A 23,040-nucleotide genomic window follows, 5' to 3' on the forward strand; every position below is an offset into this window, starting at 1 on the left:
TGTCCAGTTTTCGGCTCGACGCAAACGCAGAGGAGTTGGCGCGGTCCCAGCCAAGCTGAGCAATGCCTACCAAATAAGCAATACGCCTAAATATCGGGCAGACATGAACACCGACGCCGCGTAGGCTGCAGCCATCCGTCGCGCGCTGGATGCAGTGAACGATGCGAATTTGCATCTTCGTGCGGCATGTTCTGGAATCGAATGACACCGCTTGAAATCCCGCCAATTGGCACAATTCGTGCTTGATGGAGGCGCAAGCGGGGCTAACAACCCGTTTTTTGGCAGTGGAGGCCACTTTTTACATGAAAAAGATCGAAGCGATCATCAAGCCATTCAAGCTGGACGAAGTGAAGGAAGCGCTTCAGGAGGCCGGGCTACAAGGCATCACCGTGACCGAGGCCAAGGGTTTTGGACGACAGAAGGGCCACACCGAGCTCTATCGCGGCGCTGAATATGTCGTCGACTTCCTGCCCAAGGTGAAGATCGAGGTCGTGCTCGGCGACGATGCCGTCGAAGGCGCCATCGAAGCCATCCGCAAGGCGGCCCAGACCGGGCGCATCGGCGACGGCAAGATCTTCGTCTCCAACATCGAGGAAGTCGTGCGCATCCGCACCGGCGAAACCGGCATGGATGCCGTCTGATACCTCGCCCATCTTCCGAAACGTCATTATTAAAAAACGTCACACAGGGATACATGACATGACGACAGCCAAAGACATCATGAAGCAGATCAAGGACAATGATGTGAAGTTCGTTGACCTGCGCTTCACCGACCCGAAGGGCAAGCTGCAGCACGTGACGATGGGTGTCATCGAGGTCGAGGAAGACATGTTCGCCGATGGCGTGATGTTCGATGGTTCTTCGATCGCCGGCTGGAAGGCGATCAACGAGTCCGACATGGTGCTGATGCCCGATCCTGAAACGGTCCATATGGATCCGTTTTTCGCTCAGTCGACCATGGTCATCCTGTGCGACATCCTCGATCCGGTTTCGGGCGAATCCTACAACCGCGACCCGCGCGGCACGGCCAAGAAGGCGGAGGCCTACATGAAGTCGGAAGGGATCGGCGACACCATCTATGTCGGCCCGGAAGCCGAGTTCTTCGTCTTCGATGACGTCAAGTACAAAGCCGATCCCTACAACACCGGCTTCAGGCTCGATTCCACCGAACTGCCGTCCAATGACGACACCGACTACGAAACCGGCAATCTCGGCCATCGGCCGCGCGTCAAGGGCGGTTATTTCCCGGTGCCGCCGATCGATTCGGCGCAGGACATGCGTTCCGAGATGCTGACCGTGCTCGCCGAGATGGGCGTGCGGGTCGAGAAGCATCACCACGAGGTGGCCGCGGCCCAGCACGAACTCGGCATCAAGTTCGACACGCTGGTCCGCAACGCCGACAAGATGCTGATCTACAAATATGTCGTGCATCAGGTCGCCAATGCCTATGGCAAGACCGCCACCTTCATGCCGAAGCCGATCTTCGGCGACAACGGCTCGGGCATGCATGTCCACCAGTCGATCTGGAAAGGCGGCAAGCCGACCTTCGCCGGCAATGAGTATGCCGGCCTCTCGGAAAGCTGCCTGTTCTATATCGGCGGCATCATCAAGCACGCCAAGGCCATCAACGCCTTCACCAACCCGCTGACCAATTCCTACAAGCGCCTGGTGCCGGGCTACGAGGCGCCGGTGCTGCTCGCCTATTCGGCGCGCAACCGCTCGGCATCCTGCCGCATCCCGTTCGGCTCGTCGCCAAAGTCGAAGCGCGTCGAGGTCCGCTTCCCCGATCCGGGTGCGAACCCCTATCTCGCCTTTGCCGCCATGCTGATGGCCGGCCTCGACGGGATCAAGAACAAGATTCATCCCGGCCAGCCGATGGACAAGGATCTCTATGATTTGCCGCCGAAGGAGTTGAAGAAGATCCCGACCGTCTGCGGCTCGCTGCGTGAAGCGCTCCAGAGCCTCGACAAGGACCGCGGATTCCTGAAGGCCGGCGGCGTCTTCGACGACGACCAGATCGACAGCTACATCGAGTTGAAGATGGCCGAGGTGATGCGCTTCGAAATGACACCGCATCCCGTCGAATACGACATGTACTATTCGGTCTGATTTTTGATCTCCCTGGACCCGGCATAACCCGGATCCAGCGGCTTCAATTCAGCCTGCAAATGCGAGGCCGGAAGATGAACCTCTTCCGGCCTCTTTGTTTGCTCATATCGAGGCTTCCGTTCAGCCAAATCCGCGGACACTGACGCGTTCGATCGGATGCTGCCCGATCCAGCGACTGGAAAGGCGCACCGGCTGCTGAGGTTCCGTCGGCTGGTCACGTCACACGTGTCGATTGCGCTGAGGCACAGACCGGCTTGAGCCAGCCAAGCTGGGCTGCCATGCGATCCGGCATGCGCTTTTTGCAAGTAAAGGGATAGCCAGGAGCGAGCGGCACACTGCCTCAGGCTGCAATGCCCGCTCGTCCGGCGCCCCCGCCAATGCTGTCGTTCAAGAAACCCCGCCCCGTTCGAACAGCACCGCTTGGCGTATCCCCCAATGCCTGCGAATACGCATGTTGGGCCGCAGCCTGTCAATGTCGCCTGCCGGGCGTCGAGACGGTCGATTTTGGTGTATGAACAGGGGCTTATGAAAGGATCGGTCGACAGGCATTCTTGCCGGAATGGCCGGATTTCCGGGCTTTTTCGAGGATTTCGAAGCCTGCGGCCCGGCGCCAAGGTATGCTTTCGTCAGCCCAAAGCCGCCTTGTCGGGATGGGTTTGAGCCGCCCTTTTTAACCTGACTTTTTTTGGGGGAATTTGCTTTGCCAGGCCAGGAGCCAGGAAGACGAGGAGCGGAGAACGGAAACAGCGGCATGCGATAGTGCCCGCCATCGTCACACGAAAAAGCCCCGGCAACTCCCGCCGGGGCTCGCGTCATGGTTGTCGGGGATCTTGAGGCCCGACGTGAAATATCAAGCAGCGGCCGAAACCGATGCGCCGGTCGAAACCTGCGAGATCGTCTTCAGGACCTGGGAAGCGATCTGGTAGGGGTCGCCCTGCGAGTTCGGGCGGCGGTCTTCCAGATAACCCTTGTAGTCATTCTTGACGAACGAATGCGGCACGCGGATCGAGGCGCCGCGGTCGGCGATACCATAGCTGAACTTGTTCCACGGGGCCGTCTCGTGCTTGCCGGTCAGACGCTTGTCGTTGTCCGGGCCGTACACGGCGATATGGTCCATCAGGTTCTTTTCGAACTGCGCCATCAGGGCCTCGAAATAACCCTTGCCGCCGACTTCGCGCATATATTTGGTCGAGAAGTTGCAATGCATGCCCGAGCCGTTCCAATCGGTGTCGCCGAGCGGCTTGCAGTGGAACTCGATATCTATGCCGTACTTTTCGGTGAGGCGCTGGAGCAGGTAGCGGGCCATCCACATCTGATCGGCGGCCTTCTTGGAGCCCTTGCCGAAAATCTGGAATTCCCACTGGCCTTTGGCCACTTCGGCGTTGATGCCTTCATGGTTGATACCCGCGGCAAGGCAGAGGTCGAGATGCTCTTCGACGATCTGGCGCGCGATGCTGCCGACGTTCGAATAGCCGACGCCGGTGTAGTACGGGCCCTGCGGGGCGGGATAACCGCTCTCGGGGAAACCGAGCGGACGGCCATCCTTGTAGAAGAAGTACTCCTGCTCGAAACCGAACCAGGCATCCTCGTCGTCGAGAATGGTCGCGCGGCTGTTGGACACGTGCGGCGTGACGCCATCGGGCATCATGACTTCGCACATGACGAGAACGCCGTTGGTGCGGGCCGGATCGGGATAAAGCGCGACCGGCTTCAACACGCAATCGGAGCTTCGGCCCTCGGCCTGCATGGTGGACGAGCCGTCGAAGCCCCACAGCGGCAGCTGATCGAGCTTCGGGAACTCGGCATAATCCTTGATCTGGGTCTTGCCGCGAAGATTGGGGGCCGGGGTGTATCCGTCGAGCCAGATATACTCGAGCTTGTATTTGGTCATTCTAGAGCCTCTCGTTGTGCTTGACCACCGCACGCGGTGTCGACGCATGGCCGGAGCAAGCCGACCTGCCGACTGGTAAAAAGCAATTCATATGCCACTCTGGCGTCGACCGGTGCGACAAAATGGTCGTAAGATTCCCGTGAATTCACTGCACCGCCCCAGCAATGCGCCGGGATCGATCAGACGCAGAGATTGCGCAAATAATAGGCAATAACTGATCTTTTCATAAGCATATTGCCTAAATGAATCGCAGAACCTATTTTGAGGAAAAGCTGAATCAACTGACCCTCGGAGAAGAAAGGAGACCGCCAATGGAAGTCACCCTCGCCCGTCCGTCGGCAAAGATCCTGATGTTCCCGCTTGCAGGCCGCGTATCTGCCTCAAATTTAGGCGCGAAGGCCAAGTTCGCGGCAGAGCTTGCCTCGCTGCGTAACACGCATGCCGATTTCGATGGCTGGTATCACGAGGCCGCTGTCGAGGAAGAAAACCAGCAGCCGAAGAGCTGAACGCATCTTCAGCCTCGATATGAAAACCCGGCGCGATCGCTCGCGCCGGGTTTTCTCATGCATGTGGATCCGACCCGTTACTGCTTGGTCTCCAGGTTCGTGCCCAGCGTATCCTTGACGAAGATCATGCCGATGACGAGCGACATCGCCGCGATTATCACGGGATACCAGAGGCCATAATAGATGTCGCCCCTGTAGGCACTGAGCGCGAACACCGTCGCCGGCAGCAACCCGCCGAACCAGCCATTGCCGATATGGTAGGGCAGCGACATGCCGGTGTAGCGGATGCGGGTCGGGAACATCTCGACCAGGATGGCCGCGATCGGACCGTAGACCATGGTCACGAACAGGACGAGGACGAACAGGATGGCGATCGTCATAGGCCAGTTCACGGCCGCAGGGTCGGCGAACATGGCGAAGGCACCGCCGCCGGGTATGTTGTAGACGGTGACCTCAGGCGCACCGGCAGCCTCGTCGGCGGTCAAAAGCTTGTCCTTGATAGCCTGATCGGTAGGAACCGTCGCCTTCTCGCCGGCGCGGATGACGGCGGCGTCGAGCTTCAGTTCGGGATTGGCAGCGACAAACGCGTCGAGCTTCTGGTCCGGTATCTTGATCGCAGCACGCTTCAGCGGATATCCGCCGTCCTGCAACGACATGTTGACGGCCTTGACGAAGGCGGCCTCCTTGGCCTTGGCCTGGTCGCCCGCGGCGACAGCATCGTAGGATGCGACCGTCTCATTGCCGATCTTGACCGAAGCAGCCGTACCCGGTGCCGCCGTGGAAACGACGTCATAGGGCACCGAGTTCTTGGTCAGGAACGAGGTCGCGATGTCGCAAGACGTCGTGAACTTCGCGGTACCCACCGGATTGAACTGGAATCTGCAGTCGCCGGGTGCCGCGGTCACCGTCGCGCGGGTGCTCTGCTGTGCCTCGGCAAGGGCCGGATTGGCGGCCCAGGTCAATGCCTTGAACAGCGGGAAGGTGCAGACGATCGCGAGTGCGAGCCCGGCCATGATGATCGGCTTGCGGCCGATCTTGTCGGACAGCCAGCCGAACACGACGAAGAAGATGGAGCCCAGCGCAAGCGCGATGGCGATCATGATGTTGACCGACTGTGCGTCCAGCTTCAACACGTTCTGGAGGAAGAACAGGGCGTAGAACTGGCCGTTATACCAGACGACGGCCTGGCCAGCCGTAAGGCCGAGCAGTGCCAGCAGCGCGATCTTGGCGTTCTTCCACTGGCCGAAGGCTTCTGAGAGCGGTGCCTTGGAACCCTTGCCCTCTTCCTTCATGCGCTGGAAGGTGGGGGATTCGGAAAGCGACAGCCGGATCCAGATGGAAATGCCGAGCAACAGGAACGACACGATGAAAGGAACGCGCCAGCCCCAGGCGGCATAGGTTTCCTTGCTCATGGAGCCCTGGACGATCAGGATGACGATCAGCGACAGGAACAGGCCGAGTGTGGCGGTCGTCTGGATCCACGACGTATAGTAGCCGCGCCGGTCGTCCGGCGCATGCTCGGCGACATAGGTGGCCGCGCCGCCATATTCGCCGCCCAGTGCCAAGCCCTGGAGCATGCGCAGGATGATCAGGATCACCGGAGCCGCGATGCCGAGGCTCGCATAACCAGGCAGCAAGCCCACCAGGAAGGTCGACAGGCCCATGATCGTCATGGTGACGAGGAAGGTATATTTGCGGCCGACAAGGTCGCCGATGCGGCCGAACAGCAAAGCGCCGAACGGACGGACGAGGAAGCCGGCGGCGAAAGCCAGCAGCGCGAAAATATTGCGCGTCGCTTCCGGAATGGTCGGGCTGAAAAAGGTCGAACCAATAAAGGCCGCCAGCGACCCGTAGAGATAAAAATCGTACCATTCGAAAACAGTGCCGAGCGAAGAAGCGAAGATGACTTTCTTCTCCTCTCGCGTCATGCCGCGGCTCTTTCCGCTGGCGGTCGATGCGATAGCCATTGAGATGCTCCTCCCGTGAGACCCTTGTGCTCGATGCAGCGCCCTTGCGTTCGCATTCTCTTCCGAACGCAGACTCGCGGCAGCAATCACGGGAAAAATGACAGAAAGCGCCTGCCAACGGCAGATGACTTTGGGATTATGACTTTGGTATTAGGTGCGGTGCGGTGGCCGGTCAGCCTTCGAGCGCCTCGATCAGACCGACGGCAGCCATCATGTCGCGCTTGCGGGCGGACCGGCGCGCGACAGCTTCCGCATCCTGTCCCCAATGCTCGATCTGCCAATCCTCGTCGACATGGCCGGCAGTCCAGGCCGCCTCACCGCCGAGTTCGCCGACCTCCACGGCCAACGCCAGCAGCGCCGAACCGGTCAGCGAGGTCATGACGTGGATCGCTGCCAGGCGCAGCGGCTCGGCGCGCTGGGCAAGATGCGCACCCAGCACAGCAATGGTTTCGCGCGGTTGCTCGACGTGGATGATGCCCTCGGCAAGGTTGAAGCGAGCGCCGAGTGCTGCCTGCGCCCAATCGAGGACAGGATCCCACAGCTCGTTCTGCCGCTCGACCAAGCCTTGTGGTGCGTCGGCGCGATAACAGAGCAGATCCGATGAGGCAAAGCGCAGTATGTCCTCCAGCACCGCCTGCGGATCGCTGGCGACGCCGTCGAGCGCGGTGTTGACGAGACGCATCACCGGCATCGACACCGGATCGATGGTCTCGCCCTGGGCGGCGAATTCATCGGCAACCAGCGATGCCGCCTTCTCGGTCGGCAGCGTCAGCAGCGTCTTGCCCGGCGTGCGCACCGGCTTTCCGTCGAGATGGACGGCAAAGCCACCATCGGCGGGCGCGACCGAAACGGTCTTGTAAAAACGTTTCGGCAGCGGCTTCTTCATCTGGATTTGGGCGCGGCGCACCGGATCGGGGTCGGAGAGCAGTTTCCCCGCCTCGAGATCGCTGAGGATATCGCGCATGTCAGCCTCCTTCGGCCGTCTGCTGGCGCGGCGGCCTGTTGACGATGACCAGACCGGCGGCAATGAGACCAAGTGCCAGAAAAATGCGTATGGTCAGCGGCTCGTTCAAGAACAGGGCGCCGCACAGCACGCCGAAGACCGGCGACAGGAACGTGAAACTCGACAGGCTGGAGGCGGGATAGCGCCGCAGCAGCCAGAACCACAACACATAGGTGAAGGCGACGATATAGAGCGCCTGGAAAAGCAGGGCCAAAGTTGGCAACAGCGTGGGATCGCGCACGGAGGGGCCGGCCAGAGGCAACACCAGGACGCCGACGATCGCAGCGCCGGAGAGTTGATAGAGCAGCAGCTTTTCGGCGCTCGTCTCGACCAGCTTCGAGCGCTTGATGAGAATATTGGTCAAGGCCCAGACGAATCCGGAGCCAAGGCTCAGCAGATCGCCGAACAGCATGTCCCCGCTGCCGCCGAGCTTGTCGGAAAAGACCGCGGCGAGGCCGGCAAAGGCAAGCAGAAGGCCAAGGGATTTGCGCAGGCTGATCGGCTCGCCGAGCAGGAAATGCCCTCCCAGCAGCATCCAGAACGGCATGGTGTTGACCAGCAGCGTGTTGCGGGCGACCGTGGTGTGCTCCAGCCCGACATAAAGGCAGAGGAACTCGATGCCGAAGAGCACGCCGACTGCAATGCCTGCGAGCAATGTCCCGTCCCTCTTGAAAAGCGAAATGCCGCGCCAGCGGCACCAGAGGAAGACGCAGAGCCCGCCGATAACCGAGCGCGCGATCGACAGGAAAACCGGATCATAGCCGGCATAGGAGATCTTGGCGGCGACATAATTCAGGCCCCAGGAGAACGTCAGGCCGACCATTATGGCGGCGGCCGCCATGTCGACCGCATCGCGACGGTCGAGCGCATCGGCAGCGCCGCTCATGGTCAATCCTCCGCACTGGCGTCGTCGAAGCCGATCAGGTTCCAGCTCTGGCGCATATGCGGCGGCATAGGCGCGGTGACGTCGATGAAACCTTGGTCCGGATGCGGGATGACGATGCGGCGCGCGTGCAGATGCAGGCGATTCTGCATCCCGCCCGGAAAATCCCAGTTGGTGTCGGCCTCGAAATATTTGGGATCGCCGATGATGGGACAACCGATATGGGCGGCATGAACGCGCAACTGATGGGTGCGGCCGGTATAGGGCTCCATCTCCAGCCAGGTCAGCGCCTGCGCCGCCTGCTCGATGATGCGATAGTAGGATACGGCATGGTCGGCGCCCTTTTCGCCGTGCTTGGCAATGCGCACCCGATCGCCATCCGGCGTGGCTTCCTTGATCAGCCAGGTCGATATCTTATCCTCGCGCTTGGGCGGCACGCCCTTGACCAGGGCCCAGTAGGTCTTCTTGGTCTCGCGGGCGCGAAACGCCTCGGAGAGCTTCATCGCCGCCAGCCTGGTGCGGGCGACGACCAGCACGCCAGACGTGTCGCGATCGAGCCGGTGCACCAGCCGCGGCTTCTCGCCCTTCTGGTTGCGCCAGGCTTCCAACATGTCGTCGACGTTACGGGTGACGCCCGAGCCGCCCTGCACCGCAAGGCCAGCCGGCTTGTTGAAGACGAAGACCTTCGGATCCTCATGGATCAGCATCTTTGCCAGGACTTCGGCATCGCCCTGGTTGCGGATCGAATGGCCGGTCAGCGGGCTGTCGCCCTTCTTGTCCACTTCCAGCGGTGGAATGCGCACCGTCTGGCCAGGCTCGACACGGGTGTCGGCCTTGACGCGGCCGCCGTCGACGCGGATCTGCCCGGACCGAAGCAGCTTCTGCAGATGACCAAAGCCAAGGCCCGGGAAATGGGTCTTGAACCAGCGGTCGAGCCGCATGCCCGCCTCGCCGGCCTCCACCGTGATCTGTTCAACGCCTGCCATATTGTTTTCGCTTACCCGTTTCCTGGCAGGCCCAGGCCTGCTCTCGGCGCGGCAATAGCATTAAGGCAGGCTTCTTGCGAGCCAAAGACCCAAAAACAGGGCAATGATGGCGCCAATCACGCTGGCCAGCGCATATCCAAACGCCGGCAAGGTGGCTCCCCGCTCCCACAAGGTCGCGAAGTCGAGCGAAAAGGCGGAAAACGTCGTGAAGCCGCCTAAGATGCCGGTGGCAACAAACAGCCTGACTTCGTTAGACCCGCCGCGGCGCGCCAGGGCGGCGATGAACAGGCCCATCGCGAACGAACCGACGATGTTGATCGCCATCGTGCCCCAGGGATAGTTGGGGCCGACAAGGCGCAGCGAGCCCATATTGGTCAGATGGCGAACGCCGGCGCCAATGCCGCCGCCGGCGGCCACGAGAAGCAGATTGAACATCGCCGTATACTGTCCCCGACTATTCATACCTATCCGGCGCGCCGGCTACGTTCGAAAACTTGCCAGCTCAGGTGGTTTCGGCCTTCTTCGGCTTGGTCGAGCCGATCATCTTCCAGTTCTTGTAGAACATCGAATTGATCCTCTCGACGCTCACCGAGACGATGGCGAGAAGGCCGGCGATGAGCCTGGGGACCGGGGACGGCCTGATAATGTCCATGAATACGCAGTAGCGACGACCGTCATACTCGTTGACCGAGCGATGCAGCAGCGTGTCGTCGAAAATGAACAGCGGATTGTCGTACCAGTAGTTCTTGACGTTGCCGCACTCGACGAAGATCTCTGACTTCATCGGAATGAGGTTGTAGAGGATGCGGAGGCTGAGCCGCAACGGTCCGAAGTGCCAGGAGGTCGATTCGCGCTTGCTGAAGACCGAGACGGCAATCGTCTTGATGTATTTGAAATCCTTGTTGAACTCGGCGACGTTGTCTATCCTGTGCTTGCCATACCATTGGTAGACATACATGCCGCGCCGGCCGGCGCCGAAATTGGCGTCGATGTCGGCGATGATTTCGGCCTTGCGCGCCTTGAAGACATCCAAGACCTCGTTGACTTCGCGCTGATAATCCTGAGGGAACTGCTCCAGCTTCCACACGCCCGGATTTCTGTAGCACAGGAGGTCGACCAGCAGGTTGAATGGCGAAAGCAGCCAGGTGAAGAGGCCATTGCCCAGGAAATAGCCGCTGAACAGGGACAGATTCTTGCGGTCGTTGCGCAGCACGTCGATCAGGCCGCAAACGACGAAAATCGTCGTTAGGATCGGAATGAAATAGAAGCCAAGGGCAAGGAGCGGGATGGCAATGGCGAATTTGCGAAGGGTCTTGCGAAGGGTTTTTGTCATTTTTCCACGCGCCGAGCGCGATCCTGTTGCGAATGAATAGTGCCAAAATCACGACAACGACCACCGCCCGGCCGTGCGCCTTGATAAGGTCTTTTGGGTTGCCGCACAACGGCCACGGCATCGTGGCCGGCTGACTGCCTTGCCGAGACCTCGAACTGTCGCGGGGTCAGGATGTCGACCGTTACCTGCTCTTCCTCCGGCCGGCTCGGAAGCTGCGGCATTGGCATCGATATAATCGTGGCCGCGAGCAGCGCGTGCAGAAGAACCGACGTGGAAATACCCCAGGTGAAACCTCGTTTCGGACCGCAACCGCCACCGGCCGTCGCAAGCCTGCTATTCCCGCTCTTTGCGCAGCTTTGCCCAGTAGTCGAGCCGTTTCCTGATATCGCGCTCGAAACCGCGTTCGGGTGGGTCGTAGAAGGTCTGGCGGCCCATCTTTTCCGGAAAATAGTCCTGGCCGGAAAACGCGTCCGGTTCGTCATGATCGTAGCGATAGCCGGCCCCGTAATCTTCGTCCTTCATCAACTTTGTCGGCGCGTTGAGGATGTGCTTGGGCGGTAGCAGCGAACCGTGCTCCTTGGCGGCGCGCGTGGCGGCTTTGAATGCGGTGTAGACCGCGTTGGATTTGGGCGCCGTGGCGAGATAGACGGTGGCCTCGGCGAAGGCGAGTTCGCCTTCGGGCGAACCCAGATAATCGTAGGCGTCCTTGGCCGCGTTGGCGATGACCAATGCCTGCGGATCGGCCAGCCCGATGTCCTCCATCGCCATGCGCACCAGCCGGCGGCCGAGATAGAGCGGATCCTCGCCGGCGTCGAACATGCGCGCGAGGTAGTAGAGCGCGGCATCGGGATCGGAGCCGCGCACGGATTTGTGCAGCGCCGAGATCAAATTGTAATGACCGTCCTGGCCCTTGTCGTAGATCGGCGCCCGACGCTGGATGATGCGCTGCAAGCCTTCGGGACCGAACACTTCGCCTGGTTTGGCGGCGCGCCAAACTTCTTCCGCCAGCGTCAGCGAGGCCCGGCCATCGCCGTCGCTCATGCGGATGAGCATCGCTCGCGCCTCATCATCGAGCGGCAGCGCCCTGCCCTCCGTCTCTTCGGCCCTGGCCAGAAGCTTTGCGATGCTTTCCTCGCCAAGCGAATGGAAAACCAGCACGCGCGCACGCGACAGCAGAGCTGCATTGAGCTCGAAGGACGGATTTTCGGTGGTAGCGCCGACGAGCACGACGGTGCCGTCTTCCATGACTGGAAGGAAGCCGTCCTGCTGGGCGCGGTTGAAGCGGTGGATCTCGTCGACGAACAGCAGGGTCTGGCGGCCATTGGCGCGGCGCAGCTTGGCCGCCTCGAACACTTTCTTCAGGTCGGCTACGCCGGAGAAAACCGCCGAAATCTGCTCGAAGGCAAGGCTGGTTTCACCGGCAAGCAGGCGCGCCACCGTGGTCTTGCCGGTGCCGGGCGGCCCCCAGAAAATCATGGAGCCGAGCGAACCGGAATTAATCAGCCGGGTCAGCGCACCATCGGGGCCGGTCAGATGCTCCTGGCCGACGACCTCGCCAAGGTTTTTCGGGCGCAGCCTGTCTGCCAGCGGCCGGCCTGGCGGCGCCTTTTCCGGTTCATCGACACTGAACAGATCGGCCATGCACTTCTTTTTGGGTTTGGAGCGCGATCTCTTCAGCGATCGAGCTCAGTAACGCAACACCTGGCGCAGTATCTGCCCGCCGCGCTCGACGGTAAAGCGCCACCAGCGCGTATCCTGCTGGGAAGCCTGCGCCAGCGTCGCCGCCGTATCGATTGTCGTGCCGTTGACCTCGCGCACGATGTCGCCCGGCTGGAAGCCGAAATCGGCGGCCGGCGAATCGCGATTGATGTCGACCACGGTGACGCCCTTGATGTCGGTGCGCAGGCCGAGCTTCTGAGCCAGCCGCGGCGATAATTCCGCAACCTTGGCGCCCGAGAAGGGGCTGCGGCCATGCAGCGTCACCTCCGAGGGTTTTGCACCCTCGGGCGCGCGTTCCAGCGCGATGTCCATCGCTGCCTGCTGGCCTTTGGTCAGCACCGCGAAATTGGCCTTTGTACCGATCGACAGCGTCGCCATGCGATAGTCCAGTGCCTCGATGCTCTCGACCGGCTTGCCGTTGATCTGCAGGACGACATCGCCAGGCTTCAATCCGGCCTTGCCGGCCGGTCCGGACGCGTCAACGGACGAGACCAGCGCGCCGGCAGGCTTTTCCATGCCGAGCGATTCAGCGATCTGCGGCGTCACCGCTTCGAACTCGGCCCCGATGTAAGGCCGCTCGAAGAAATCGAGACCGGCCTTGGCGGCATCGGCGAAAGCGCGCACCATATTGGCAGGAATGGCAAAGCCGATGCCGATCGAGCCGCCGCTGCGGCTGAAGATGGCGGTGTTGATGCCGACCAGCTGGCCGCCCATGTTGATCAGCGCGCCGCCGGAATTGCCGGGATTGATGGCAGCGTCCGTCTGGATGAAATAACCCGAATCCGAAACGCCTATATGGCTGCGGGCAAGTGCGGAAACGATGCCGCTGGTGGTGGTCTGCCCGACGCCGAAAGGATTGCCGATGGCCAGCACCAGGTCACCGACTTCGAGCGCATCGGAATCGCCGATGGCGATGACCGGGAATGGCTTGTCGGATTCGATCTTGAGCACGGCAAGATCGAGCGTCTCGTCCTTGAGCATCACCTTGCTGGTGAATTCGCGCCCGTCGGCGGTCGCGACCTTCACCTCGTCGGCATTCTTGATGACGTGGAAATTGGTGACGATGACGCCACTCGGATCGACAAGCACGCCCGAGCCCAGCGAGGACTGCGCGCGCGGCTGCGCGCGACCGAAGAATTCTTCGAAGAACGGATCGCCTTCGAAGGGCGAAACGACCTTGGCCGTTTGCGAGGCATAGACATTGACCACGGCCGGCGCCGTCTGCTTGACCAATGGCGCGAACGACAACTGCACTTCCTCACGGCCGAACGGCACGCGCTTGTCGGGGCCCGAGGTGGCGTTTTCGCCCTCGACGCCGTGCAGCAGGTCGGTGAGCACGTCGGAGAGGCCCGGATCGGCTTTGGGGGCATCCTCGGCCAATGCCTGCCGGACTGTCGGCGTGGTTGCGAACGCCATAAAGGCGCAGAGCAGAACCAGGGACAGTCTTTTAGCGCGCATTGCGAATCCTCCGTGCGAGTTGGGGCGCATTGTCCCGACGAATGTGCAAAATGAAAGGCTAAGGCGATTAAATCGAATTATTTTGACGCAGGAGCAGCCGAGGCGGCCAGAATATGAAAAAGGGGCCCGCAGGCCCCTTTAAATCATTTGAAAAGCGAAGCCTTAAGCGGCTGCGGCTTCCGCATCGGTGCCTTCGGCTTCGAGGCGGGCGCGGTCGCCGGCGCCCTTGGCCTCCGTGTCGCGGTCTACGAATTCGATGACCGCCATCGCGGCATTGTCACCGTGGCGGAAGCCCGCCTTCATGATGCGCAGATAGCCGCCGTTGCGGGTGGCGTAGCGCGGCGCGATGGTGTCGAACAGGCGCTTGACGACGCCTTCATTGCCGATCTGCGCGATCACCTGGCGGCGGGCGTGCAGGTCGCCGCGCTTGCCGAGCGTCACCAGCTTCTCGACGATCGGACGCAGGTCCTTCGCCTTGGGCAAGGTGGTGACGATCTGCTCGTGTTCGAGCAGCGACACGGCAAGGTTGGCAAACATCGACTTGCGATGGCTTATGCTGCGGGCGAACCGGCGGCCTTTAAATCCATGGCGCATGGCTCTTCTCCTTCATTCCGGGTTCGAGAAGCTCCTCGGAGCCTCAATATTGATCTTCGTAACGCTTGGCGAGGTCTTCGATGTTTTCCGGCGGCCAGTCCGGCACTTCCATACCGAGGTGCAGGCCCATCGCCGCCAGGACTTCCTTGATCTCGTTCAGCGACTTGCGGCCGAAGTTCGGGGTACGCAGCATCTCGGCTTCGGTCTTCTGGATGAGATCGCCGATGTAGACGATGTTGTCGTTCTTCAGGCAGTTGGCCGAACGCACCGAAAGCTCGAGTTCGTCGACCTTCTTGAGCAGCGCCGGGTTGAAGGCAAGCTCGGTGACGGCTTCGGTGGCGACTTCCTTCTGCGGCTCGTCGAAATTGACGAACAGGCCAAGCTGGTCCTGCAGGATGCGGGCGGCGAAAGCCACCGCGTCCTCGCCCGAGATCGAACCGTCGGTCTCGATGGTCATGGTCAGCTTGTCGTAGTCGAGAACCTGGCCCTCACGGGTGTTCTCGACCTTGTAGGAGACCTTCTTGACCGGCGAATAGAGGCTGTCGACCGGGATCAGGCCGATCGGCGCATCCTCGGCGCGGTTGCGGTCGGCCGGCACGTAACCCTTGCCGGTATCGACAGTGAATTCCATACGGATTTCAGCGCCCTCGTCCAGCGTGCAGATGACGTGATCCGGATTGAGGATCTCGACGTCGCCCACCGTCTGGATGTCGCCGGCGAGAACCGCACCCGGGCCCTGCTTGCGCACAACCATGCGCTTGGGGCCGTCGCCTTCCATGCGGATGGCGATTTCCTTGATGTTGAGGACGATGTCGGTCACGTCCTCGCGCACGCCGGCGATGGACGAGAATTCATGCAGGACGCCGTCGATCTGTACGGCGGTGACGGCCGCCCCGCGCAGCGAAGACAGAAGCACGCGGCGCAACGCATTGCCGAGGGTGAGGCCGAAGCCGCGTTCGAGCGGCTCGGCCACCAGCGTGGTCAGCGTCTTCTTCTTCGACGAGAACTCGATCTTGTTCGGCTTGATCAGTTCCTGCCAATTTTTCTGGATCATGATGCTTTCCTTCCGTTGACCCGCCACCATCCAATCGTGGCGGGCGACCTGGAAAACCGCGGAGGAACGCTTCTGGCGTTCACGCGGCGTTCGGTAATTCCTTAGACGCGACGCTTCTTGCGCGGACGGCAGCCATTGTGCGGGATCGGGGTCACATCACGGATCGAGGTGATGGTGAAACCAGCCGCCTGCAGGGCGCGCAGCGCCGATTCACGGCCGGAGCCGGGTCCGCAGACCTCGACCTCGAGCATGCGCATGCCGTGTTCCTGGGCCTTCTTGGCAACATCCTCGGCAGCCATCTGGGCGGCGAAGGGGGTCGACTTGCGCGAACCCTTGAAGCCCTGGGCTCCGGCCGACGACCAGGCGATCGAATTGCCCTGCGCGTCGGTAATGGTGATCATGGTGTTGTTGAAGGTCGAATTGACGTGGGCAACGCCCGACGAGATGTTCTTGCGTTCGCGACGGCGAACACGAGCGGCTTCCTTGGCCATGGTATTCCTTTCAGTTGATCTCTACACCGCCGTAATGCCAGCGGCTCCACCTTGGTAAGGGAGTGGGGAATAGGGCAGTAAGGGAGTAGGGAAAGTGCGACCCGATTGCCGGGCATTCCCTACTGCCTTACTCCCCTACTCCCTTACTGCCCTAAATTACTTCTTCTTGCCGGCGATCGACTTGGCCGGGCCCTTGCGGGTGCGTGCATTGGTGTGCGTGCGCTGGCCGCGAACCGGCAGCGAGCGACGGTGACGCAGGCCGCGGTAGCAGCCGAGGTCCATGAGCCGCTTGATGTTCATCGACACTTCGCGGCGCAGGTCGCCCTCGACCTGATAGTCGCGGTCGATCGTCTCGCGGATCTGCAGCACTTCCGCGTCGGTCAGTTGGTTGACGCGGCGCTCGGCCGGGATGCCGACCTTGTCGACGATTTCCTGGGCGAACTTCTTGCCGATGCCGTGAATGTACTGAAGCGCGATGACAACGCGCTTGTTGGTCGGAATGTTGACGCCGGCTATACGAGCCATGTTCTTCTCATCTCCATATAGGCCGGACGAGCCGGCGCTGTCTGCGTTGCCCCGCGTCCGGTGGAGGCCGGCCCTTGCGGGAGTTTCCTGGTCAAAAACGGCTGCCCTGCCCTTGCGGGCAAGCAAACTCCATGCCTGACAGGAAGACGGGCCGCCATACCCCAGCGGACCGCTTCAGTCAAGCACAATCGCTATTTGGCCGAGGCGGCCTCTTTCACCGTCGCCGCGAGCACGGCTTCGATCTCCGACGTCACGGCATCAATACCAGCCATGCCGTCCACGCTCTTCAGCCGGCGCTTGGCATAATAATAGCCGATCAGCGGAGCGGTCTTCTTGTAATATTCCCGCAGCCGCTCCTCGAACACCGCCGGATTGTCGTCCTTGCGCACCGGCTGACCGGCTGCCTTGGCCTCATCGGCTCGCTTGACGATGCGGCCGACCAGCGCCTTGTCGTCGACGACAAGCTCGATGACGGTGTCGAGCGCAATGCCACGTTCGTCAAGCATCGATTCAACCGCATCAGCCTGCACCAGCGTACGCGGGTAGCCGTCGAGGATGAAACCATTGGCGCAATCGGGCTGGTCAATGCGCTCGGCCACGATGGCGTTGACGATGGCATCCGAGACCAGCTCGCCGGCATCCATGACCGCCTTGGCGCGCTTGCCGACCTCGGTGCCGGCCTGGACCGCGGCGCGCAGCATGTCGCCCGTGGAAAGCTGGGGGATGCCGTGCCTCTCTACCAGTCTTTGTGCTTGTGTCCCCTTGCCCGCTCCTGGCGGCCCAAGCAAAATCAACCTCATCTGGCTTTCTTCCCCCCGCGCAGCTTCGACTTCTTGATCAGGCCTTCATACTGGTGCGCGATCAGGTGGCCCTGAATCTGCGCAACCGTGTCGAGCGTGACACTGACCACGATCAGAAGCGATGTGCCACCAAGGTAGAATGGTACGCCAGTCGCCGAGATCAGGAACTCCGGCAGCAGACAGACCAGCACCAGATAGATGGCACCGACGACAGTGATGCGGGTAAGAACGTAGTCGATATAGTCGGCGGTGCGCTCGCCCGGACGATAGCCGGGGATGAAGCCGGAGTGCTTCTTGAGCTGGTCGGCGGTGTCCTTCGGGTTAAAGACGATCGCGGTGTAGAAGAAGGCGAAGAACACGATCATCGCCGCGTAGAACAACATGTAGAGCGGCTGGCCATGGCCGAGCGAGGCCAGGATGGTGCTGGCCCAGGCCGGCATGTTCGTGGTCTGCGAGAAGCCGGCGACGGTGGCCGGCAGCAAGAGCAGCGACGAGGCGAAGATCGGCGGGATGACGCCCGACGTGTTGAGCTTGAGCGGCAGGTGGGAAGTGTCGCCCTGGAACATGCGATTGCCGACCTGACGCTTCGGATACTGGATCAGCAGACGCCGCTGGGCGCGCTCGAAGAAGACGATGAGCGCGATGACGACGATGGCCAGCACGATGATCGCCAGGATCAGGCCGGTCGACAGCGCTCCGGTGCGGCCGAGTTCCAGCGTGCCGGAAATGGCATGCGGCAGGCCGGCGACGATGCCGGAGAAGATGATCAGCGAAATGCCGTTGCCGATGCCGCGCGCGGTGATCTGCTCGCCGAGCCACATCAGGAACATGGTGCCGCCGACCAGCGTGACGACGGTCGAGATGCGGAAGAACATGCCGGGATCGCTGACGATGCCGTTGCCGCCTTCAAGCCCGACCGAAATACCATAGGCCTGCACCAGCGCCAGGAGCACCGTGCCGTAGCGCGTGTACTGGTTGATGACCTTGCGGCCCTGCTCGCCTTCCTTCTTCAGCGCTTCCAGCGACGGGATGACCGAGGTCATCAGCTGCATGATGATGGAAGCGGAAATGTAAGGCATGATGCCGAGCGCGAAGATCGCCATGCGTTGCACGGCGCCGCCGGCGAACATGTTGAACATGCCCAGCACGCCCTTGCTCTGCGAAGAGAAGGCCTGCGCGAAGGCATCGGGATTGATGCCGGGAAGCGGGATGTAGGTGCCGAGGCGGTAGACGAGCAGCGCGCCGACGGTGAACCAGATTCGTTTCTTCAGGTCCTCCGCTTTGGCGAAGGCTGAGAAATTCAGATTCGAGGCTAGTTGTTCAGCAGCCGAAGCCATGCCCGATTCTCCGCTTGGTCACGCTTGATGGCCCTAAGGTCAGGCGGCGCGTGTCACCGAAGCTCACGAGATAAGCTCCGGACTGTAAACATGCAAGCGGCCGCGTTGACGCGGCCGCCATATTGAACAGGTCGAAGCGTGATCGAAAGCAAAACCGGATCGGCCTTGCCGACCGCGCTTCAAATTGCTGTTACTCGGCGGCCGCCTCTTGCGGCAGCTTGACCGAACCGCCGGCCTTTTCGATCTTCTCGATCGCGGCCTTGGAGGCCCCGGCGACGTCAAAGGCGAGCTTCGCCTTGATATCGCCGTCCGACAGCACGCGCACGCCGTCCTTCACGCGACGGATGACGCCGGCGGCGACCAGCGCCTCGGCCGTCACGGTCGCCTTCGCATCGAGCTTCTTGGCGTCTACAGCGGCCTGGATACGGGCCAGCGAGACGACGGTGAAGCTCTTGGCGAAGATGTTGTTGAAGCCACGCTTCGGCAGGCGCCGATAGAGCGGCATCTGGCCACCCTCGAAGCCGTTGACGGCGACGCCGGAGCGCGCCTTCTGGCCCTTGACGCCGCGACCGGCAGTCTTGCCGGAACCGGAGCCGATGCCGCGGCCGAGACGCTTCTTCGAATGCGTCGCGCCGTCCTTGTCACGCAGATCGTTGAGTTTCATCTTGCTTCTCCTGCGCCTGTGCTCAGCCCTCGTCCACGACGCGGACGAGATGCTGGACGGCAGCGATCATGCCGCGCACGGAAGGCGTATCTTCCAGCGTGCGCTGCTTGTGCATCTTGTTGAGGCCGAGGCCGACCAGCGTCGCGCGCTGTTCCTTCGGGCGGCGGATCGGCGAACCGATCTGCTCAACGGTGATGGTCTTGGTTGCTTTCTTGGCCATGGTCAAAATCCCTGGTCAGATCGACTATTCTTCAGCCGCGACGGCGGTGCCGCGGCGGGCCTGAAGGGTCGAATACTTGATGCCGCGCGCGGCAGCCACATCCTTGGGATGCATCTGGCTCTTCAGCGCGTCGAAAGTGGCGCGAACCATGTTGTAAGGGTTCGACGAACCCATCGACTTGGCGACCACGTCATGCATGCCGAGCGTCTCGAAGACGGCACGCATCGGGCCGCCGGCGATGATGCCGGTACCTTGCTTGGCGGCGCGCAGGAGAACACGGCCGGCGCCCCAGCGTCCCTCGACATCGTGGTGCAGCGTGCGGCCCGAGCGCAGCGGCACGAAGATCATGTCGCGCTTGGCCGATTCGGTTGCCTTGCGGATGGCTTCCGGCACTTCGCGCGCCTTGCCGTGACCGAAGCCGACGCGGCCCTTCTGGTCGCCGACGACGACGAGTGCTGCAAAACCGAAGCGGCGGCCGCCCTTGACGACCTTGGCGACACGGTTGATGTGGACGAGCTTGTCGACCATGCCGTCATCGCGTTCTTCACGATCGCGGCCGCGGCCGCCATCCCTACGTTCCTGTGCCATATCCTGTTCCTTGTTCTTTTCCGGAAGCACGGGTTGCTGAATGCCGACGCCTCATTGCGGGTCGCCGACGGTGAAAATCATCACTCCCTTGCATGATCCGTTTCGAAAAGTCTGCAACTTTCTGCCGACTTTCGGTCCGGATCAGGCTTAGAAGCTCAAGCCGCCTTCACGAGCCGCCTCGGCCAGCGCCTTGACGCGGCCGTGATAGATGTACGGGCCGCGGTCGAAGACGACTTCCTTGACTCCCGCCTTGGCGGCACGCTCGGCGATCAGCTTGCCAATCGCGGCAGCGGCAGCGGTATCTGCACCGGTCTTGAGCGAACCCTTGAGGTCCTTCTCGAGGGTCGAGGCGGCAGCGATGGTGTGGCCCTTGGCGTCGTCGATGACCTGGACGTAGATGTTCTTCGACGTGCGGTGAACCGACAGGCGCGGACGCTCGCCGGCGACCTTCTTGATCTGGCGGCGGACGCGCTGCGCGCGGCGCTGAGTGGCTTCCTTGGTACCCATGATGGTCTTCCTTGCCTTCAGAAAACGGGGGCCGCCCTGTGCGGTAGGCGAAAGCGCCTCCCGCGACCGCTCCCCGCGGCGTTACACTTCCTGGCTTGGCCCCTTCCGAAAAGTCTGCACCTTCCCGGGGCCAAACCCACTACTTCTTCTTGCCTTCCTTGCGGACGATCTTCTCGCCTGCGTAGCGGACGCCCTTGCCCTTGTAGGGCTCGGGACCACGGTATTCGCGGATTTCCGCAGCCACCTGGCCGACCTGCTGCTTGTCGATGCCGGCCACGGTGATTTCGGTCGGCTTCGGCACGGTGATGGTGATGCCTTGCGGCGTCTCGTAGACGACGTCGTGGCTGAAGCCGAGCGCCAGCTGCAGGTTCTTGCCCTGCAAGGCGGCGCGATAGCCGACGCCGGTGATCTCGAGCTTCTTCTCGAAGCCGTCCTTGACGCCCTGCAGGATGTTGACGATCTGCGTGCGCGACATGCCCCACTTGGAGCGGGCGGTCTTGGACTGGTCGCGCGGCTCGACAGCTATCTCGCTGCCTTCCATCTTGACCAGCACTTCGTCGTTGACCACGAACTTCAGCTCGCCCTTGGGGCCCTTCGCCGTCACGGTCTGGCCGTTGACGGTCGCGGTCACGCCCTGCGGCAGCGAAACGGGTTTCTTTCCAATACGAGACATTTTGTTGTCCTCGTCACTTCTCTTGTTTCAGGTCTCTGTCTTCGGAACGATCCGAAGACCGGATTCCATTTTTTCGGGATCACGCTGCCGGATCAGAAGATCTGGCAGAGGATCTCGCCACCGACGTTCTGTTCGCGCGCTTCGTGGTCGGCCATCACGCCCTTCGGCGTCGAAAGGATGGCGATACCGAGGCCGTTGGCGACATGCGGGATCGACTTGGCCGAAACGTAAACGCGGCGGCCCGGCTTCGAGACGCGGGCGATTTCGCGCACGACCGGCGCTCCATCGAAATACTTCAGCTCGATCTCGATTTCGGACTTGCCGTTGTCGAAGTCGGTCTGGCTGTAGTCGCGGATATAGCCTTCAGCCTTCAGCACGTCGAGGACGCGGGTGCGCAGACGCGAGGCCGGCGTCGACACGCTCGACTTCTTGCGGCCATAGGCGTTGCGGATGCGGGTCAGCATATCGCCGAGAGGATCGCTCAATGACATATTATGTCCTCCTTACCAGCTCGACTTGACCAGGCCCGGGATCTGGCCGTTATTGCCGAGATCACGAAGCGCGATGCGCGATACTTTGAGCTTGCGATAGTAGGCACGCGGACGGCCGGTGACTTCGCAGCGGTTGCGGATGCGGATCTTGGCCGAGTTGCGCGGCATGGCGGCAAGCTTGAGCTGAGCGCGGAAGCGCTCTTCCATCGGCTTGGACTGGTCCATGATGATCGCCTTCAGGGCAGCGCGCTTGGGGCCGTACTGGTCGGCAAGCTTGCGGCGCCTGTTGTTCTTCTCGACTGAGCTGGTCTTTGCCATTTCAGATTTTTCCTTTTCTCGCTGCCGTTACTGGCGGAAGGGGAAGTTGAAGGCCTTGAGCAGTGCCCTGGCTTCGTCGTCCGTCTTCGCAGTCGTACAAACGATGACGTCCATGCCCCAGATCTGATCAACCTTGTCGTAGTTGATCTCCGGGAACACGATGTGTTCCTTGATGCCCATGGCGTAGTTGCCACGGCCATCGAAGCTCTTCGGATTCAGTCCGCGGAAGTCGCGGACGCGCGGCAGCGCGATGTTCACGAGGCGGTCGAGGAACTCGTACATGCGTTCCTTGCGCAGCGTGACCTTAGCGCCGATCGGCATCTTCTCGCGGACCTTGAAGCCTGCGATCGAATTGCGGGCGCGGGTGACGACGGCCTTCTGGCCGGCGATCATCGCCAGATCCTCGGCCGCGATCGAAGGCTTCTTCGAATCGCCGGTCGCTTCGCCAACGCCCATGTTCAGCACGATCTTGTCGATGCGCGGAACCTGCATCTCGTTGTCGTAGCCGAACTGCTCCTGCAATGCCTTGCGGATGGTATCGTTGTAGACCTGCTTGAGGCGCGGCGTGTTCTGGGCAGTCGCCTGCTTGGTTTGAGCCTTAGCCATTGATGACTTCTCCCGAGCGCTTGGCGACGCGCACCTTCTTGCCGTCCTTCTGGAAGACGAAGCCGACGCGGGTCGGCTTGCCATCCTTGGGGTCGGCCAGCGCGATGTTCGACAGCTGGATCGGCGCTTCCTTGGTGATGATCCCGCCCTCTTGGGACTGGGACTGCTTCTGGTGACGACGAATCATGTTGACGCCGCGCACCAGCGCGGTGTCGTCCTTCGGCTGAACCGACAGGACTTCGCCCGAACGGCCCTTGTCCTTGCCAGCCAGCACGACGACCTTGTCGCCTTTTCTAATCTTCTGCATTGGTCCGGCT

At 61.6% G+C, this 23,040-nt stretch carries 27 protein-coding genes; 3 read left to right on the forward strand and 24 right to left on the reverse strand.

The genetic code is table 11. The features are described from left to right. The first annotated feature begins 302 nt into the window (after positions 1 to 302). Both FJ940_RS06810 and glnA read left to right on the forward strand, forming a co-directional pair. Positions 303 to 641, forward strand: a complete 339-nt coding sequence (locus FJ940_RS06810) for a P-II family nitrogen regulator (RefSeq protein ID WP_006205430.1) — start codon at positions 303 to 305, stop codon at positions 639 to 641. 58 nt (positions 642 to 699) lie between these two features. Continuing rightward, on the forward strand, positions 700 to 2,109 hold the full coding sequence (gene glnA / locus FJ940_RS06815) for a type I glutamate--ammonia ligase (RefSeq protein ID WP_140655945.1): 1,410 nt from the start codon (positions 700 to 702) through the stop codon (positions 2,107 to 2,109). A gap of 850 nt (positions 2,110 to 2,959) precedes the next feature. Here the strand turns inward: glnA and FJ940_RS06820 are convergent. Then, positions 2,960 to 4,000, reverse strand: coding sequence for a glutamine synthetase beta-grasp domain-containing protein (locus FJ940_RS06820; protein ID WP_140501300.1), 1,041 nt, complete (start codon positions 3,998 to 4,000; stop codon positions 2,960 to 2,962). A 311-nt stretch (positions 4,001 to 4,311) separates the two neighbouring features. On the opposite strand from FJ940_RS06820, the gene FJ940_RS06825 reads away from it, so the two are divergent. Beyond that, on the forward strand, positions 4,312 to 4,506 hold the full coding sequence (locus FJ940_RS06825) for a DUF2735 domain-containing protein (RefSeq protein WP_140501298.1): 195 nt from the start codon (positions 4,312 to 4,314) through the stop codon (positions 4,504 to 4,506). A 77-nt stretch (positions 4,507 to 4,583) separates the two neighbouring features. Here FJ940_RS06825 and FJ940_RS06830 read toward each other — a convergent pair whose 3' ends face one another. From FJ940_RS06830 to rplX, 23 genes are all read right to left on the reverse strand, one after another. Then, positions 4,584 to 6,473, reverse strand: a complete 1,890-nt coding sequence (locus FJ940_RS06830) for an MFS transporter (RefSeq protein ID WP_140501296.1) — start codon at positions 6,471 to 6,473, stop codon at positions 4,584 to 4,586. 172 nt (positions 6,474 to 6,645) lie between these two features. Further along, positions 6,646 to 7,437: an ATP12 family chaperone protein gene (locus FJ940_RS06835; RefSeq protein WP_140655949.1), complete on the reverse strand. Its 792-nt coding sequence runs from the start codon at positions 7,435 to 7,437 to the stop codon at positions 6,646 to 6,648. 1 nt (position 7,438) lies between these two features. Then, positions 7,439 to 8,362: a DMT family transporter gene (locus tag FJ940_RS06840; RefSeq protein WP_140561143.1), complete on the reverse strand. Its 924-nt coding sequence runs from the start codon at positions 8,360 to 8,362 to the stop codon at positions 7,439 to 7,441. A gap of 2 nt (positions 8,363 to 8,364) precedes the next feature. Continuing rightward, positions 8,365 to 9,345, reverse strand: a complete 981-nt coding sequence (locus FJ940_RS06845; RefSeq protein ID WP_140515445.1) for an RluA family pseudouridine synthase — start codon at positions 9,343 to 9,345, stop codon at positions 8,365 to 8,367. Between the two features lie 60 nt (positions 9,346 to 9,405). Then, positions 9,406 to 9,780 (reverse strand): fluoride efflux transporter CrcB, encoded by a 375-nt coding sequence (gene crcB, locus FJ940_RS06850; protein WP_140561136.1) that lies wholly within the window; start codon positions 9,778 to 9,780, stop codon positions 9,406 to 9,408. Between the two features lie 67 nt (positions 9,781 to 9,847). Next, a complete protein-coding gene (locus tag FJ940_RS06855) occupies positions 9,848 to 10,678 on the reverse strand; it encodes an aspartyl/asparaginyl beta-hydroxylase domain-containing protein (protein ID WP_140501286.1) in 831 nt (276 codons plus the stop codon). A gap of 333 nt (positions 10,679 to 11,011) precedes the next feature. Continuing rightward, complete coding sequence (locus tag FJ940_RS06860) at positions 11,012 to 12,319, reverse strand: replication-associated recombination protein A (RefSeq protein WP_140632698.1); 1,308 nt, start codon at positions 12,317 to 12,319, stop codon at positions 11,012 to 11,014. Between the two features lie 45 nt (positions 12,320 to 12,364). Further along, a complete protein-coding gene (locus tag FJ940_RS06865; RefSeq protein WP_140525519.1) occupies positions 12,365 to 13,855 on the reverse strand; it encodes a DegQ family serine endoprotease in 1,491 nt (496 codons plus the stop codon). A gap of 162 nt (positions 13,856 to 14,017) precedes the next feature. Then, the gene (gene rplQ, locus FJ940_RS06870) at positions 14,018 to 14,449 is read right to left on the reverse strand and encodes a 50S ribosomal protein L17 (RefSeq protein WP_140501279.1); all 432 of its coding nucleotides are present in this window, start codon (positions 14,447 to 14,449) and stop codon (positions 14,018 to 14,020) included. A 43-nt stretch (positions 14,450 to 14,492) separates the two neighbouring features. Then, positions 14,493 to 15,503: a DNA-directed RNA polymerase subunit alpha gene (locus FJ940_RS06875; RefSeq protein WP_023682599.1), complete on the reverse strand. Its 1,011-nt coding sequence runs from the start codon at positions 15,501 to 15,503 to the stop codon at positions 14,493 to 14,495. Positions 15,504 to 15,604: 101 nt separating this feature from the next. Next, positions 15,605 to 15,994, reverse strand: coding sequence for a 30S ribosomal protein S11 (gene rpsK / locus FJ940_RS06880; RefSeq protein ID WP_006205444.1), 390 nt, complete (start codon positions 15,992 to 15,994; stop codon positions 15,605 to 15,607). Positions 15,995 to 16,150: 156 nt separating this feature from the next. After that, a complete protein-coding gene (gene rpsM / locus FJ940_RS06885; protein ID WP_006205445.1) occupies positions 16,151 to 16,519 on the reverse strand; it encodes a 30S ribosomal protein S13 in 369 nt (122 codons plus the stop codon). Between the two features lie 191 nt (positions 16,520 to 16,710). Further along, positions 16,711 to 17,319 (reverse strand): adenylate kinase, encoded by a 609-nt coding sequence (locus FJ940_RS06890; protein ID WP_140501277.1) that lies wholly within the window; start codon positions 17,317 to 17,319, stop codon positions 16,711 to 16,713. Continuing rightward, a complete protein-coding gene (gene secY, locus FJ940_RS06895; RefSeq protein ID WP_140501275.1) occupies positions 17,316 to 18,656 on the reverse strand; it encodes a preprotein translocase subunit SecY in 1,341 nt (446 codons plus the stop codon). Before secY ends, FJ940_RS06890 begins: the two co-directional genes overlap by 4 nt. 190 nt (positions 18,657 to 18,846) lie before the next feature. Next, positions 18,847 to 19,320 carry a 50S ribosomal protein L15 gene (gene rplO, locus FJ940_RS06900; protein ID WP_140525520.1) on the reverse strand — a complete coding sequence of 158 codons (474 nt, stop codon included), beginning with the start codon at positions 19,318 to 19,320 and terminating at the stop codon, positions 18,847 to 18,849. 22 nt (positions 19,321 to 19,342) lie between these two features. After that, a complete protein-coding gene (gene rpmD, locus FJ940_RS06905; protein ID WP_006205449.1) occupies positions 19,343 to 19,540 on the reverse strand; it encodes a 50S ribosomal protein L30 in 198 nt (65 codons plus the stop codon). A 24-nt stretch (positions 19,541 to 19,564) separates the two neighbouring features. Continuing rightward, on the reverse strand, positions 19,565 to 20,128 hold the full coding sequence (gene rpsE / locus FJ940_RS06910) for a 30S ribosomal protein S5 (protein WP_006333394.1): 564 nt from the start codon (positions 20,126 to 20,128) through the stop codon (positions 19,565 to 19,567). A gap of 147 nt (positions 20,129 to 20,275) precedes the next feature. Then, positions 20,276 to 20,635: a 50S ribosomal protein L18 gene (gene rplR / locus FJ940_RS06915; protein WP_140501271.1), complete on the reverse strand. Its 360-nt coding sequence runs from the start codon at positions 20,633 to 20,635 to the stop codon at positions 20,276 to 20,278. Positions 20,636 to 20,774: 139 nt separating this feature from the next. Further along, complete coding sequence (gene rplF, locus FJ940_RS06920) at positions 20,775 to 21,308, reverse strand: 50S ribosomal protein L6 (protein ID WP_140501269.1); 534 nt, start codon at positions 21,306 to 21,308, stop codon at positions 20,775 to 20,777. A 92-nt stretch (positions 21,309 to 21,400) separates the two neighbouring features. Continuing rightward, complete coding sequence (rpsH, locus tag FJ940_RS06925; RefSeq protein WP_006205453.1) at positions 21,401 to 21,799, reverse strand: 30S ribosomal protein S8; 399 nt, start codon at positions 21,797 to 21,799, stop codon at positions 21,401 to 21,403. Between the two features lie 12 nt (positions 21,800 to 21,811). Beyond that, positions 21,812 to 22,117 carry a 30S ribosomal protein S14 gene (rpsN, locus tag FJ940_RS06930; RefSeq protein ID WP_013895695.1) on the reverse strand — a complete coding sequence of 102 codons (306 nt, stop codon included), beginning with the start codon at positions 22,115 to 22,117 and terminating at the stop codon, positions 21,812 to 21,814. A gap of 27 nt (positions 22,118 to 22,144) precedes the next feature. Further along, positions 22,145 to 22,723, reverse strand: a complete 579-nt coding sequence (rplE, locus tag FJ940_RS06935) for a 50S ribosomal protein L5 (protein WP_140501265.1) — start codon at positions 22,721 to 22,723, stop codon at positions 22,145 to 22,147. Continuing rightward, entirely contained in the window at positions 22,716 to 23,030 is a 315-nt protein-coding gene (gene rplX / locus FJ940_RS06940) for a 50S ribosomal protein L24 (RefSeq protein WP_015317981.1), read from the reverse strand. The genes rplE and rplX overlap by 8 nt, the downstream gene beginning before the upstream one ends. Between the last annotated feature and the right edge of the window lie 10 nt (positions 23,031 to 23,040).

The organism is Mesorhizobium sp. B2-3-7, assembly GCF_006442695.1.
GTDB lineage: Bacteria > Pseudomonadota > Alphaproteobacteria > Rhizobiales > Rhizobiaceae > Mesorhizobium.

What these genes read in the sequence shown, in the direction of transcription:
- FJ940_RS06810 (WP_006205430.1), top strand. Translation starts at nt 303, where the DNA reads ATGAAAAAGATCGAAGCGATCATCAAGCCATTCAAGCTGGACGAAGTG.
- glnA (WP_140655945.1), top strand. Translation starts at nt 700, where the DNA reads ATGACGACAGCCAAAGACATCATGAAGCAGATCAAGGACAATGATGTG.
- FJ940_RS06820 (WP_140501300.1), bottom strand. Translation starts at nt 4,000, where the DNA reads ATGACCAAATACAAGCTCGAGTATATCTGGCTCGACGGATACACCCCG.
- FJ940_RS06825 (WP_140501298.1), top strand. Translation starts at nt 4,312, where the DNA reads ATGGAAGTCACCCTCGCCCGTCCGTCGGCAAAGATCCTGATGTTCCCG.
- FJ940_RS06830 (WP_140501296.1), bottom strand. Translation starts at nt 6,473, where the DNA reads ATGGCTATCGCATCGACCGCCAGCGGAAAGAGCCGCGGCATGACGCGA.
- FJ940_RS06835 (WP_140655949.1), bottom strand. Translation starts at nt 7,437, where the DNA reads ATGCGCGATATCCTCAGCGATCTCGAGGCGGGGAAACTGCTCTCCGAC.
- FJ940_RS06840 (WP_140561143.1), bottom strand. Translation starts at nt 8,362, where the DNA reads ATGAGCGGCGCTGCCGATGCGCTCGACCGTCGCGATGCGGTCGACATG.
- FJ940_RS06845 (WP_140515445.1), bottom strand. Translation starts at nt 9,345, where the DNA reads ATGGCAGGCGTTGAACAGATCACGGTGGAGGCCGGCGAGGCGGGCATG.
- crcB (WP_140561136.1), bottom strand. Translation starts at nt 9,780, where the DNA reads ATGTTCAATCTGCTTCTCGTGGCCGCCGGCGGCGGCATTGGCGCCGGC.
- FJ940_RS06855 (WP_140501286.1), bottom strand. Translation starts at nt 10,678, where the DNA reads ATGACAAAAACCCTTCGCAAGACCCTTCGCAAATTCGCCATTGCCATC.
- FJ940_RS06860 (WP_140632698.1), bottom strand. Translation starts at nt 12,319, where the DNA reads ATGGCCGATCTGTTCAGTGTCGATGAACCGGAAAAGGCGCCGCCAGGC.
- FJ940_RS06865 (WP_140525519.1), bottom strand. Translation starts at nt 13,855, where the DNA reads ATGCGCGCTAAAAGACTGTCCCTGGTTCTGCTCTGCGCCTTTATGGCG.
- rplQ (WP_140501279.1), bottom strand. Translation starts at nt 14,449, where the DNA reads ATGCGCCATGGATTTAAAGGCCGCCGGTTCGCCCGCAGCATAAGCCAT.
- FJ940_RS06875 (WP_023682599.1), bottom strand. Translation starts at nt 15,503, where the DNA reads ATGATCCAGAAAAATTGGCAGGAACTGATCAAGCCGAACAAGATCGAG.
- rpsK (WP_006205444.1), bottom strand. Translation starts at nt 15,994, where the DNA reads ATGGCCAAGGAAGCCGCTCGTGTTCGCCGTCGCGAACGCAAGAACATC.
- rpsM (WP_006205445.1), bottom strand. Translation starts at nt 16,519, where the DNA reads ATGGCTCGTATAGCCGGCGTCAACATTCCGACCAACAAGCGCGTTGTC.
- FJ940_RS06890 (WP_140501277.1), bottom strand. Translation starts at nt 17,319, where the DNA reads ATGAGGTTGATTTTGCTTGGGCCGCCAGGAGCGGGCAAGGGGACACAA.
- secY (WP_140501275.1), bottom strand. Translation starts at nt 18,656, where the DNA reads ATGGCTTCGGCTGCTGAACAACTAGCCTCGAATCTGAATTTCTCAGCC.
- rplO (WP_140525520.1), bottom strand. Translation starts at nt 19,320, where the DNA reads ATGAAACTCAACGATCTGCGTGACAAGGACGGCGCGACGCATTCGAAG.
- rpmD (WP_006205449.1), bottom strand. Translation starts at nt 19,540, where the DNA reads ATGGCCAAGAAAGCAACCAAGACCATCACCGTTGAGCAGATCGGTTCG.
- rpsE (WP_006333394.1), bottom strand. Translation starts at nt 20,128, where the DNA reads ATGGCACAGGAACGTAGGGATGGCGGCCGCGGCCGCGATCGTGAAGAA.
- rplR (WP_140501271.1), bottom strand. Translation starts at nt 20,635, where the DNA reads ATGGGTACCAAGGAAGCCACTCAGCGCCGCGCGCAGCGCGTCCGCCGC.
- rplF (WP_140501269.1), bottom strand. Translation starts at nt 21,308, where the DNA reads ATGTCTCGTATTGGAAAGAAACCCGTTTCGCTGCCGCAGGGCGTGACC.
- rpsH (WP_006205453.1), bottom strand. Translation starts at nt 21,799, where the DNA reads ATGTCATTGAGCGATCCTCTCGGCGATATGCTGACCCGCATCCGCAAC.
- rpsN (WP_013895695.1), bottom strand. Translation starts at nt 22,117, where the DNA reads ATGGCAAAGACCAGCTCAGTCGAGAAGAACAACAGGCGCCGCAAGCTT.
- rplE (WP_140501265.1), bottom strand. Translation starts at nt 22,723, where the DNA reads ATGGCTAAGGCTCAAACCAAGCAGGCGACTGCCCAGAACACGCCGCGC.
- rplX (WP_015317981.1), bottom strand. Translation starts at nt 23,030, where the DNA reads ATGCAGAAGATTAGAAAAGGCGACAAGGTCGTCGTGCTGGCTGGCAAG.